The sequence below is a fragment of the Methanocalculus sp. MC3 genome, from assembly GCF_054767395.1.
This window is the reverse complement of the sequence record NZ_BAABMP010000001.1, coordinates 252,982-265,461: the sequence shown is the minus strand read 5'-3', so window position 1 is coordinate 265,461 and position 12,480 is coordinate 252,982. Positions and strand designations below refer to the sequence as shown.

Below are 12,480 nucleotides of genomic sequence, written 5' to 3'. Positions count from 1 at the left end.
CCATGCAGATCTACGAAACTTTTTCAGATGCAGTAAACCGGCACCCTGGAAAGATAGCATTAGCAATAGTCCTGCTCCTGATCATCGGGCTCTATGGAATGACCATGACCCAGATGGAAACGGGTGCAGAGACCTATATCGATCCGGATACCCCCCGGTATATTCTCCTCGATAAGTACCAGAGCACCTTCTCTTCAGACGCTATCATGATCCTCGTCGAGACCGAGGATGTGACAAATCCGATAATTCTCGATTATATCGCGGGCCTCAAGAGAGATCTCGTGCGGGAGCGGCATGTAACCGGAGTTATCGGGATAACAGATTACCTCACAAATGCCAATGGCGGGGAGATACCCGCCTCGATTGCCGAGGTAGAGGCTGCACAGGAACAGATTGATCCTGCACTCTATGACCGGCTGGTTCCGGCAACCTCGATGACGATCATCCAGGTGATGCTTGACACCGGCCTCTCCGAGGATACCCAGTTTGAGATCGTCGACTCCCTCGACACCGTCATCCGGCTGTCTGAACCCCCACCGGGAACAGTTGTCTCGCTCACCGGAAATCCTGCCTTTTCCAAACAGATGATGGATGAGATGGGGACCTCGATGGGGAGCCTCATCGGTATTGCGATGCTCCTGATGGTACTCGCAGTCGGCCTCCTCTTTAGTGCCGTCCGGTACCGCCTCCTCTCTGTTGCAATCGTGGCAAGCGGCCTCATCTTCACCTTTGGGTTCATGGGGCTGACCGGCATCAAGATCAACATGGTGACGATCGCTGCATTCCCGGTCTTAATCGGGATCGGGATCGATTATGCGATCCAGTTCCATTCCAGGCTTGACGAAGAGGTCAGGAATTCATCGCTACCCGAGGCCATCAGGATAACGATGACGAAATCCGGACCCTCGATCCTGTACGCAATGCTCGCCACCTCAATGGGATTCATTGCGATGTGGACATCCCCGCTTCCGATGATCCGGAGTTTTGGAGAAGTCTGCGTGATCGGGGTTGTCTGCTGTTATCTCGCTGCACTCTTCATCGTCCCGATCTTTGCCACCCTGCTGAAGTACCAGCCAAAACCAGTCCCGGAAAAGAAAGGGCTGGCACTTGGAGACCGGTACAATCTTGGCATCGGAAAGATGGCTGGCGGCATATCCCGATTCCCGCTGATCATCCTTGGAATATGCGTACTCCTTGCTCTGGGAGGGTTCTCGGTGGACGACCAGATCATCGTCAATACCGATGAGAACACCTTTGTTCCCCCCGATATGCCCGCGAAGGTGCAGATTGATAAAGTAACCCGTGCAATGGGCCCATCTGAAACCACCCCCATCTTTGTCAGGGGAGACCGCGTCTCGGCACTTGACTCCATCACCTGGATGCATAGTTTCCAGCGGTATCAGGAAGAGAATAACGAGCTGATCACCGGTACAAGAAGCATAGCAGACCTGGTGATCCAGTACAATGGCGGCACCCTTCCCGAGACTGATGCCGAACTCAGAATGGTTCTGGAGACGATACCGCCTGAGCTTCGTGACCATTACTTAAGCGGCCACTCGATGGCGCTCATCGAGATCTCGACACTCGATATGGATGCAACCATTGCGATGTCCTTTATCAACCGTCTCCAGCATGAACTCACCTGGCACCAGCCGCCGCCCGGGATCACCGCCTCGCTCACCGGGATGGGAGAGATGTTTACCGATCTGATCACCCAGATCCGGGAGACGAAGACCACGATGACCATCCTCGGATTTGTGATGATCTTTGCGTTCCTCTTCCTCGTCTACAGGAAGAGCCTGAAGGCGGCAACGCCCCTTGTCCCAATCATCCTGATCGTCGGGTGGAACAGCCTGATCATGTTCGAGCTTGGGATCGACTATTCACCCATGACCGCAACACTCGGATCGATGACGATCGGTATTGCCTCGGAGTATACGATCCTGATCGCAGAGCGGTACTATGAGGAACGGGAGAGGGGTTTACTGAAGATGGAGGCGATCCGCGAGAGTGTCCAGAAGATCGGAACCGCGATCACCATATCCGGCCTGACAACGGTCTTTGGCTTCTCTGCACTGATCACCTCCAGCTTTGGGATCATCAGCAACTTTGGTATCCTCACAGTCATCTCAGTCGGCTTTGCGCTGATGGGGGCCATCATCGTGATGCCCGCAATCCTCTCCCTTATTGGAAACGGTGTAGAGGAGAAGGCTGAAGAGAAGGCAGCCGTATAATCCCCACACCCCCCCTCTTTTTCAGATCTCCCGGATAACAGGTACATCAGAATGAGACATCCAAAGACAGGCGACACAGTCTTTGTTCATTTCGTTGCACGGCTTGATGAGGGCACTGTCATCGAGGAGTCAGAAACTGACAGGCCTGTTGAAGCGGTGCTTGGCGCAGGTTCGATCAATCCCTCTTTTGATGAAGCACTCAGACAGATGGAAGAGAGGGAGAGCAGAACGATCATCCTTCCACCCGAAAAGGCATATGGACGATACAATAAGCGGCTCGTCTTCAGGCTGAAGCGCAAAAAACTTGAACTCATTGGAGAACCGAAGGAAGGGGATTTCGTAAAAGTCGGGCTTCCCGGCGGAAAGAATGCGCTTGTAACGATCCTTGCAATCGATGAGAAGAAAGTCACAATCGATGCCAACCACCCTCATGCCGGGGAGACGATCCACTATACCCTTACACTTGAACGGATCGTTTTCGCACAAGAACAGGAGGAGCCAAAGCCATGAAACCAAACGAGATCTATCAGATGGACTGTATCGAGGGGATGGAAGCGATGGAAGCAGGCTCAGTCGACCTGATCGTCACCTCGCCGCCATACAACATCGGAAAGGCCTACACCACCTATGACGACACAATCACCAGGGCCGAGTACCTGGAGTGGATGGGAGAGGTAGCAGAAGCCTCTCAGCGGGTTCTCTCGGACTGTGGATCATTCTTCCTGAATATCGGAGGTACACCGACAGACCCCTGGATACCGATCGATGTGGCAAATGAGTTCCGGAAGAAGGGGTTTTACCTCCAGAATATGATACACTGGATCAAATCGATCGCGATTCCACGTCCCGATATGGGATCGTACAATAATATCACCGGAGATATCGCGGTCGGCCACTATAAACCGATTAACAGTAAGCGGTTTCATCATGACTGCCATGAATTCATATTCCATTTCACAAGAACCGGAGATGTTCCGCTTGATAAGCTGGCGATCGGGGTTCCGTATCAGGATAAGAGCAATATCGGGAGGTGGAAGGGGGCAGGATCAGATCTCCGGGACCGGGGGAACACCTGGTTCATCCCCTATGAGACGATCAATGAGAAGCGGCCCCACCCGGCAGTCTTCCCGATCGGCCTTCCCACCCTCTGTATCAAAGACCATGGACTTGAACGATGCCGCCTTGTGCTTGACCCTTTCATGGGGATCGGATCGACCGCCATCGCCTGTATCCGGCTTGGTATAGACTATATCGGCTTTGAGATCGATGCCTCGTACCGGGAGATTGCGCTTGAGCGGATAGGGGAGGAGAAGAAAAAAAATACTACAAACACAGCAAAAAACAATCAGCGAAATGTGAAAAAATGAATCAAAAGAGTAGAAGTGGTATGGATACCTTCACTGCCCGCACTCAACAGATGAATTGACCCTCATTCCATACAGCACTGCGATCATTCAGACTGGAGTATTCCTATTAACCCCCTGAGATCGTTATCCCTGATCGGTTTCACGAGATAAGCTATTGGGTTGGTTCTCTTTGCATCCTCCATTATCCCCTGCTCAGAGTATGCTGTCACATATGCAAAAGGACGTGGTGAAACCCGGTTAATCTCCTCTGCAACCCAGATCCCGTCCACATCCCCTTTGAGCATGATATCTATCAGGACACAGTCCGGAAGGGTTTCAAGGATACCCTGAAGAGCAGCGTCTGCATATTCAGCTGTGCCAACGACGATATGGCCAAGCCCTTCAATCCTCCGTGAGATATCAAGGGCAATGAGAGCGATATCCTCAACAATGAAGAAACGGAGTTGATTTCTTTTTCCTGTCATGGGAAGATCACCTCCCATCCATCAGGCAGGATCGTGAATTTTCCCCTGAGTTCCTGGTGTACGAGGGTTCTGACAAGTGTTATCCCAAGACCTTCAATGGTATGAACTCCAATATCTGATATGACCCTGAGACTGTGGCAGCCATCCTGTTTGGAGAGTGAGACAACACACTTCACAGGTTCTCCCTTTCTTACCGCAGCATCAATCACTATTGTTGCCAGTTCATTGGTGATCAGGCCAATCTGGATCGCAGTGTCGATATCGAGCGTGACCTTTCTGTCAGCGGGCAGGCAGATTACCCCCTCATCCGGCAGATCAAAGGAGCGTCGCAGTTCAGAGGCAAGGTGGATCAGGTACTCCTCCATATCAACTTCTCCGATCATTCCATGAGCATAGACAAGATCATACGCAAGTGAGAGTGAGATGATCCGGTTCTGCGTCTCCCTGAGAGTTGGAGAGACTGCATCATCCTGGCACTCCATCATCTGGAGGTTAATCATGCTCGTAATCAACTGGAGGTTATTCCTGACCCGAAGTTGCAGTTCCCGGAGAAGAGCCTCTTTCTCATGAAGGGCAGAAGCCATCTTCTCTTCAGAAAGCCGCCTTTCGGTCGTCTCCTCAATGATGACCGCATAGCCTGAATCCCCGCCCTCAAAAGCAGCAGGGAGAATCCTGATCCGAAAGTGCCGCTTCTCCTCTCCGGTAAGAAGAACCATATCCTCTATCTGCTGCTCTCCCTCACCATATCGCGGGATTCTGGAGAGAAAAATATCGTTTGAGAGGATCGGGCATTTCACTTCCTGTATCTTTGTTCCAACAACCTGATCCTTTCTGCTGCCGGCAAGGGCAAGATAATGATCATTTGCACTGACGATCCGGAGTTTCTCATCCAGAAGAACAATGAGATCCGTTGAAAAATCGATCAACGCAGAAACAGGCACCCGTTCTGAGAGAAAATAGACTTTTGCGGGACCCACCGTCTTCATCTCGATCCTGCCGGATATAGAGAGCATGTTGACATATTTCGAGACGGAATTCCTGTTAAGCCCTATTGCACGAGTTATATCGCTGATGCTCAAACCACGTGGCTCATGCTTGAAGAGATCAAGGATTGTCTTCAGGTATTCATCATGGTCATCCCGTTTTGGCATAGAGCACCACCCTGGAACAGCCATACCTTCTGGCTATGCATATATTGAATGCATTTCCGAATGATATAATTGCCTGCCGACATAATAGAGGATACGAGAACACCAATTTTGTACGGTATTGGGATCACACACCATCAATTTGAGTATGAATAAGATAACACAGATTAAGAGCGAGATCGATCTCTATTTTATTTTACTCGCAGGAACCTCCTTTGCAGCAATCCTCGCATCCCTTTTCTTCCTTGGACAAGGATATACCAATGTCTATCCACATCTCTTCTATATCCCGATAATCCTCGCCGCATACCGCTACCTGAATCGGGGTATCCTCTTTGGCATATTCCTTTCTGCACTGTACCTGATCCTCCATATCATCATATTACCGGATCCAGAAGCGCTCACTGAGGCCGTTGCCCGCGCCGTGGTGATGGCCGGAGCCGGAGTCATAACCGGCATGCTCTCTGGAAAACTTCTCGAAGGTGAGAAGCGTTTTCGAATGTTCGCAGATAATTCAGCCGATATTATCTACCGCTATGATCTCCTTCCTGTGCCCCATTTCTCCTTTGTAAGCGATGCAGTGACAGGGATCACCGGATACACCCCGGAGGAACACTACAAAGATCCGATGCTTGGAGAGCAGATTGTGCACCCGGATGATCACCATATTCTTGAGTCCATCCGGGAGGGCAAGGAGATGACAGATCCTCTCACAATCCGGTGGGTCAGAAAAGACGGCGGGATTGTCTACGTCGAGCAGTCATACAAATCGATCAGGGATCCGGAGGGGCAGTTGATCGCGATTGAAGGTATCGGACGGGATATCACCAAACAGCGGGACGCAGAGAGATCACAAAAAAGGCTCGCATCAATCGTGGAATCCTCATATGATGCAATCCTCTCCCTTGACACTGATGCGAACCTGCTCACCTGGAACCTGGGAGCCGAGGAGATCTTTGGATGGAGGGCTGAGGAGATCATCGGCAAACACTACTCGCTCGTGATTCCTCCCGGAGAGGATAGAGCCATATTCGATCAGTACTTCAAAGAGATGATTGCAACAAAGAAACCGCACTCGCGGGAGGTGAACCGGCTGCACAGCTCCGGCAGAATACTTCGAATGTGCCTCTCAGTTTATCCAATTCTGGACCGGGATGGAAATATTATCGCCATATCCGGCATTCTGCGGGATATCACCAAACAGCTGGACGCAGAGAGAACACAAAAAAGGCTCGCATCAATCGTGGAATCCTCATATGATGCAATCCTCTCCCTTGACACTGATGCGAACCTTCTCACCTGGAACCGGGGAGCTGAGGAGATCTTTGGATGGAGGGCTGAGGAGATCATCGGCAAACACTACTCGCTCGTGATTCCTCCCGGAGAGGATAGAGCCATATTCGATCAGTACTTCAAAGAGATGATTGCAACAAAGAAACCGCACTCGCGGGAGGTGAACCGGCTGCACAGCTCCGGCAGAATACTCCGGATTTCTCTATCAATGTCTCCCATCCTGGATCGGGATGGAAATATTATCGCCATATCCGGCATTCTGCGGGATATCACCGAGCAGAAAGAGATGGAAGAAACATTACAGAAGAATTCCCTCTATACCCGCGCCCTCATTGAAGCCAGCCTTGATCCGCTGGTCACCATCAGTCCAAAAGGCCTGATAACAGATGTGAACCGTGCCACGGAAAAAATTACAGGATTGCATCGAAACCAGCTTATCGGAAGTGATTTTGCCAATTACTTCACAAATCCGGATAAAGCAAGAGAAGGATACATAGAAACCTTCAATTCTGGATTTGTTAAAGATTATGCCCTCACCATCCACCACACTTCCGGAGATACGATCGATGTGCTCTATAATGCAAGCGTCTATTCCGATGAAAAAGGGGCAGTTCAGGGCGTCTTTGCAGCCGCCCGTGATGTCACCAAAGAGAAGCGAATGATGCAGCAGATACAGGAGAACCTGCTGGAGAAAGAGACACTCCTCAGGGAGATACACCACCGTGTCAAGAACAACCTCCAGGTGGTCATATCCCTCCTGAACCTGCAATCCCTCACCTATGATGACAGCCGGATAAAGGAAGTGTTCCGTGAAAGCGAGAACCGGATCACCTCCATGGCACTTGTCCATGAACACCTCTACAAATCAGAAAAATTAAGCAGGATTACTATCGAATCGTTCATGCGGAGGCTTATCAAAGAGATTGTTCTCTCCTACAGAGATGATGATCAAATCAGAGTTACCTGCACAATCGATGATCTGAACCTTGATGTCGATACTGCGATTTATTGTGGCTTCATCGTCAATGAACTCATATCAAATTCCCTGAAACATGCTTTTAAAGGCCGGGAGGAAGGCAATATCGCCATTTCCATCAAGCAGGATCAGAATAACTGCATCACCCTCTCTGTCAAAGATGATGGGATTGGCATGCCCTATGATTTTGATCCCGATACGGTACAGAGCCTGGGCATTGTACTGCTCAGGACATTCACCCGGCAGATACAGGGAAGATACTCACTATCCACTCTGAAAGGTGAAGGAACACAATGGCAGATCCGCTTCAGGGATGAGAATACCTCTCCCTGACAGCCGCAACCACCTCCGGCAGGAAATAGACATCCACCGCCGCCATCCTCTGCCGGATCTCGTCAGGAAGCAGCCTGCCAAATGCCCAGGCCTCAGGCGGCAATGGGGGGAGCCAGCCGATCAGCTCCTCCTCCGGCATTCTTCCTAATTCTATCAGGGCATCCCGGACCTCTTCTTCTCCATTATTACCATCAGGCACCTCGACGGTGACGGCAGCATACGTGCTCCGGACCGGCCACCGGGAGGGCAGGAGATGCCTCACCAGGTGGGCGAGAGTTGCATTCTGCCGCTCCCCAAGGAATGTCCAGACAGAGATGAGCTCTCCTGCCACAAGCGGCTCCGGGATGACACAGATCTTCTCCAGACTGATGCCATGTGGCCAGGAATGGATCTCGTCATTGATCGCCTCCTGCATCTCTTCAGGTAACGGGAGATCTGATCCCCGCCTGGCTGCTATCCGTCCCACTGCGTGTGCGAGGAGGGGCGATACCCCCGCCCGCCCGCCGCCGGTCCAGAAGGGGCGTGGGCCGTTCCGATCAGAGGGGATGACGAGAAGCCCCCTTCGTGCGTCATCACGGGAGATCACCCGCCATCCCCGTCCGGCGAGGGTGAATCCTTCTTCAGCTGCGATCCCGACGAACGAGGGATCAAGCGTCCCTACTGCCTGCCCGTCCGGCGTCACTGCCCGGTATCCGCCGCCTGCGGAGATGACCGAACAGAGGGCGATCCAGTGCGATCGGGAAAGTTCAAACTCGGCTGTTGTCCCGATCACCATCAGATCTCCATCCATCGCCAGATATCCATTGGCAAGCAGGTGATCGAGGATCAAATCCAGATCCTGATCAGAGATACCGGCAAAAGGAGAAAGATTCAGGAGCTCTTTCTTAAGGGGGCGCCTCCCAAGGCCACGCCTCCGCCTCAGAAGTATAAAGAGCTGTTGCAGAAGGACATTGCAGGGGAACCGGGGCGGTAGCAGTGGTTCTGCCTCATGGTTCCGGGCAGCTTCTATTGCCGCTGCCGCAAAAAGCGCCTCTTCTCCTGAAGCGAGGATAAACACCATCTCAGGCGGCTTCCCTCTCCTGCCGGATCTCCCGAGCCGCTGAAGGAATGATGAGACCGAATCCGGTGCACCGTACTGCACTACGAGATCGAGGCCCCCGATATCGATCCCGAGTTCGAGCGTACTGGTGCAGACGATGCACGCAGGACCGTCCCCCTGCATTACCTCCTCTGCTTCGCTCCTGAGGTCAGGTGAGATGGCCGAGTGGTGGACATAAGCCGGATACTTCCGCTGCAAAAGCGCAGCATGGATCTTTTCTGCCTCATTCCTGCTCCCGGCAAAGACGAGCGCCTTTCTGTTGGCGATAGTCCCTTCCAGTGACCGGATCCGCACATCCTCCACAGGATCAATGGTAAACGAGAAACGCCTGCCTTGTGACGGGGGATCGAAGACAACAAGATGCTGTCTCCGGCCCTCACCCGAGAACCATTCAATCAGTGCCTCGGGATTCCCTACCGTTGCAGAGAGGCCGATCCGCCGTACCTGCCTACCGGAGATGAGATTGAGGCGATCAAGAAGGCAGGCGAGCTGGACACCACGATCTGAACCCATAAATGCATGCACTTCATCAACGATCACCGATCTGAGATTGGTGAGGGCAGATCCATAAACAGGATCCCCAAGGAGTATTTCGAGTGATTCGGGTGTGGTGAGAAGGATATGAGGGGCTTCACCATCCTTCCAGGTGCGATCCGATCGCCCGATATCACCATGCCATGCCCGCACCTCAAGGCCGAGGGGGGCCGTCATCCGGGTGATCCGATCGATCTGATCGTTAATTAGTGCCCTGAGCGGAGAGAGATAGAGGATGCCTACTGCCGGAGAACCTGCCTTCAGAAGATCGTCAAGCGCTGGCAGAAAGGCCGACTCGGTCTTGCCACCGGCGGTTGGCGCAATGATGATCAGGTCGGCACCGGCTAATTCCGGAGAGAGCGCCATTTCCTGGACAGATCGGAGATCATCCCAGCGGAGTGTCGAAGAGAGTATCTCACGGAGCCCGGGGTGGATGCGGGAATAAGCGCCTGCTGGAAAAGAGGGGGATTTCTCCGGCATAGAGACCGGACAGACCCTCAGACGGGTTCTGCTCCCGGCGGCAGTCCGAATGCCCGGAGGATCACCGAACGGAGGGTCTCTTTTGGCACTGCTCCGGTGACCCGGTCGATCATCTTTCCGTTTGCATAGAGGATGATAGTCGGGATCGCCGTGATATTGAACTGCCTGGCAATACGCGGGGCTTCATCGGTATTGCATTTGGCAAATGCAACAAGCCCCGACATCTCATGGGATAGGGCTTCGATGACCGGTGCAACACGCCTGCATGGACCGCACCATTCTGCCCAGAAATCAACAACAGCAAAGCGGTTTTCAGAGAGGAAGGTATTGAACGTGATCTCACTCACCGGCACAACACCCTGAAACGATGCCTTCCGCTCGATCTCTGCGAGCCGTTCCTGGGCGCGTTTCTGCCGGAGGTATTCCAGTTCATCATCCATACAATCTCTTCTCTATACATTCAGATAATGGTTCGCATCAACTTCTGCAGGGGAAAGGGAGATTGTATCCGGCAAAAGAGCGTGGCACGGAAGCTGGTACTGATTCGCTTTTTGGCCCTTTCATTGGCAGTAATTCGGTAAGGTATTTAAAGAAATAATTGGAATATTAATACTCCGAAGCGAGGTGGGGTAGTCAGGAGATCCCGACGGGCTCATAACCCGTAGATCGATGGTTCAAATCCATCCCTCGCTATCTGTTTTCATACACATAATGGGCGAGAGAGACCTCTCTGATCCACACGAACAACACAAACTGATGCCTTCTCGCTATGTATCTGGCTCTTTTGAAGCAGGTGCGGCGCGGGTATCGGGGGGCGGGGCAAGCGAAAGAGCTGGCTGACAGAGCCGATAAACCCTTGCTCATCAGAGCAACCTGAAAGGCGATTCTGAAGGAATCGGGGTTTTATCTGCTTCTGGCAGCCCACGTAGCATTCCCGCCCCCTCCCGCGCTGCATCTGCGGATATCCGGTTCAACCTCCCTTGCGGAGCATGTGCGGACGGGGACGGTGCGGTGGGAAAAACGCCTGAGTGAACAGATTCGAATGGTGATTCAAACACCTGATAACCAGATGATGACGTGATCCCTATTGAAAAACCGCAACAGATCAGCGAAGAGCTAAAAAAAAAGATCAGAAATCGAGCCGTGTCTGATACGACCCATGGATAAAGTCCACATGGCGGCATTCTGATTTTTCGTGAGGAATGGCGACAGGATAACATCCTGTGAGGCATCCTGTACAGAAATCTGACACATCGATTCCTGTTGCCGCAATCAGCGCCTCAAGCGAGATATGATGGAGCGAGTCTGCGGAGATACAGGAACAGACCTCATCAGTTGCCCGGTTATGTGCGATCAGCTCCTTCCGCGTCGGCAGATCGACACCCAGGTAACAGGGGGCGGCAACAGGCGGTGAGCCCACCCTGAAATGAACCTCGCGGGCACCAAATTCCCGAACCAGTTCGATGATCCTCCGGGACGTTGTGCCACGGACAATCGAATCATCGACAAGCACAACCGATTTTCCTTTGATATGCCCACGTACCGGGTTCAGTTTCATGCGCACCGCATTCTCGCGCAGCTTCTGGGTTGGCATAATGAAGGTCCGCCCGATATAACGGTTCTTTATCAGACCTTCCTTGAATGGAATGCCGGATGCCTCAGAGTATCCAACCGCAAGCGAAGTCCCGGAATCTGGTACCGGCGAGATGATATCAGCGTCAACCGGCGCTTCCTGATGGAGCATCTCGCCAATCTTTCTCCTGACATCATAGACGAGGACACCGTCGATCACAGAATCGGATCGTGCAAAATAGATGTACTCAAAGAGGCAGAATGCAGTATGATTGGTTTTGGTGATCTGGCGGCACGAGATACCACCTTTATCAATTTTGATCAGTTCGCCGGGCCGGAGATCACGGATGAATATTGCGCCAAGAGCGTCCAGTGCAACACTCTCGGATGCAACCATGTACCCGTTATCGGTCTTCCCGATACAGAGCGGCTTGATACCCAGTGGATCACGGAACGCAAAGAGGGTGTCATCAAGCAGAGTGATAACAGAATAGGATCCCTCCAGTTTCCTCATGCAGAGGACAACGGCATCCTCCATGGATCCGGAGAGCGTCAGTTCACGCGCGATGATTGCAGCAATCACCTCGGAATCCGTTGTTGTAGCAAATATATGACCGTGTTCTTCATATTCTGCAACAAGCTCGTTATTATTGACGAGATTGCCGTTATGAACAATAGAGAAGTGATGCCCCTTGAGAGAAAAGTTCAATGGCTGGGTATTTTCCGGGCGGTTCTCACCGGTTGTCGGATACCTGACATGCCCGATCCCAACCGATCCGGGAAGCTCTTCAAGAATATCACGGTTGAAGACCTCTGAGAGAAGACCCTGAGACTTATGTTTAAAGAGTGTTCCGGCATCAAATGTGCTGATTCCGGCACTCTCCTGCCCTCGATGCTGAAGGGCATAGAGGGCATAATACAGGGGAAACGATACCCCCCCTGTGTCAACAATGCCGACAATGCCGCACATGATGTACGAG

The 12,480-nt window shown here is 52.2% G+C and carries 9 protein-coding genes and 1 tRNA gene; 5 read left to right on the top strand and 5 right to left on the bottom strand.

Annotated features, from left to right (window positions below; translation table 11 throughout):
- Positions 1 to 2: 2 nt before the first annotated feature.
- Genes ACYUBO_RS01285 through ACYUBO_RS01275 form a run of 3 tightly spaced genes read left to right on the top strand, consistent with a single transcriptional unit; the run spans position 3 to position 3,601 of the window.
- On the top strand, positions 3 to 2,234 hold the full coding sequence (locus tag ACYUBO_RS01285) for an efflux RND transporter permease subunit (protein ID WP_460371767.1): 2,232 nt from the start codon (positions 3 to 5) through the stop codon (positions 2,232 to 2,234).
- Between the two features lie 51 nt (positions 2,235 to 2,285).
- Complete coding sequence (locus ACYUBO_RS01280) at positions 2,286 to 2,744, top strand: FKBP-type peptidyl-prolyl cis-trans isomerase (RefSeq protein WP_460371765.1); 459 nt, start codon at positions 2,286 to 2,288, stop codon at positions 2,742 to 2,744.
- On the top strand, positions 2,741 to 3,601 hold the full coding sequence (locus ACYUBO_RS01275; protein WP_460371763.1) for a DNA-methyltransferase: 861 nt from the start codon (positions 2,741 to 2,743) through the stop codon (positions 3,599 to 3,601). The genes ACYUBO_RS01280 and ACYUBO_RS01275 overlap by 4 nt, the downstream gene beginning before the upstream one ends.
- 83 nt (positions 3,602 to 3,684) lie before the next feature.
- Here the strand turns inward: ACYUBO_RS01275 and ACYUBO_RS01270 are convergent, their stop codons facing one another.
- Entirely contained in the window at positions 3,685 to 4,065 is a 381-nt protein-coding gene (locus ACYUBO_RS01270; RefSeq protein WP_460371761.1) for a response regulator, read from the bottom strand.
- Positions 4,062 to 5,216, bottom strand: coding sequence for a sensor histidine kinase (locus tag ACYUBO_RS01265; RefSeq protein WP_460371759.1), 1,155 nt, complete (start codon positions 5,214 to 5,216; stop codon positions 4,062 to 4,064). Before ACYUBO_RS01265 ends, ACYUBO_RS01270 begins: the two co-directional genes overlap by 4 nt.
- 145 nt (positions 5,217 to 5,361) lie before the next feature.
- Between ACYUBO_RS01265 and ACYUBO_RS01260 the strand changes: the two genes are divergently transcribed.
- Positions 5,362 to 7,815, top strand: coding sequence for a PAS domain S-box protein (locus tag ACYUBO_RS01260; RefSeq protein WP_460371757.1), 2,454 nt, complete (start codon positions 5,362 to 5,364; stop codon positions 7,813 to 7,815).
- On the opposite strand, the gene ACYUBO_RS01255 is transcribed toward ACYUBO_RS01260, so the two are convergent.
- Entirely contained in the window at positions 7,790 to 9,928 is a 2,139-nt protein-coding gene (locus ACYUBO_RS01255) for a DEAD/DEAH box helicase (protein ID WP_460371755.1), read from the bottom strand. The two genes, ACYUBO_RS01260 and ACYUBO_RS01255, sit on opposite strands and share 26 nt — an antisense overlap.
- A gap of 17 nt (positions 9,929 to 9,945) precedes the next feature.
- Positions 9,946 to 10,368, bottom strand: a complete 423-nt coding sequence (trxA, locus tag ACYUBO_RS01250; protein WP_300332384.1) for a thioredoxin — start codon at positions 10,366 to 10,368, stop codon at positions 9,946 to 9,948.
- Positions 10,369 to 10,546: 178 nt separating this feature from the next.
- Between trxA and ACYUBO_RS01245 the strand changes: the two genes are divergently transcribed.
- Positions 10,547 to 10,621: transfer RNA gene (locus ACYUBO_RS01245), tRNA-Met, on the top strand.
- Between the two features lie 436 nt (positions 10,622 to 11,057).
- Here the strand turns inward: ACYUBO_RS01245 and purF are convergent.
- Complete coding sequence (gene purF, locus ACYUBO_RS01240; RefSeq protein WP_300332382.1) at positions 11,058 to 12,470, bottom strand: amidophosphoribosyltransferase; 1,413 nt, start codon at positions 12,468 to 12,470, stop codon at positions 11,058 to 11,060.
- Positions 12,471 to 12,480: the final 10 nt, after the last annotated feature.

Excerpts from the sequence above, each read along its gene's own strand:
- ACYUBO_RS01285 (WP_460371767.1), top strand. The coding sequence starts at position 3 with ATGCAGATCTACGAAACTTTTTCAGATGCAGTAAACCGGCACCCTGGA.
- ACYUBO_RS01280 (WP_460371765.1), top strand. The coding sequence starts at position 2,286 with ATGAGACATCCAAAGACAGGCGACACAGTCTTTGTTCATTTCGTTGCA.
- ACYUBO_RS01275 (WP_460371763.1), top strand. The coding sequence starts at position 2,741 with ATGAAACCAAACGAGATCTATCAGATGGACTGTATCGAGGGGATGGAA.
- ACYUBO_RS01270 (WP_460371761.1), bottom strand. The coding sequence starts at position 4,065 with ATGACAGGAAAAAGAAATCAACTCCGTTTCTTCATTGTTGAGGATATC.
- ACYUBO_RS01265 (WP_460371759.1), bottom strand. The coding sequence starts at position 5,216 with ATGCCAAAACGGGATGACCATGATGAATACCTGAAGACAATCCTTGAT.
- ACYUBO_RS01260 (WP_460371757.1), top strand. The coding sequence starts at position 5,362 with ATGAATAAGATAACACAGATTAAGAGCGAGATCGATCTCTATTTTATT.
- ACYUBO_RS01255 (WP_460371755.1), bottom strand. The coding sequence starts at position 9,928 with ATGCCGGAGAAATCCCCCTCTTTTCCAGCAGGCGCTTATTCCCGCATC.
- trxA (WP_300332384.1), bottom strand. The coding sequence starts at position 10,368 with ATGGATGATGAACTGGAATACCTCCGGCAGAAACGCGCCCAGGAACGG.
- purF (WP_300332382.1), bottom strand. The coding sequence starts at position 12,470 with ATGTGCGGCATTGTCGGCATTGTTGACACAGGGGGGGTATCGTTTCCC.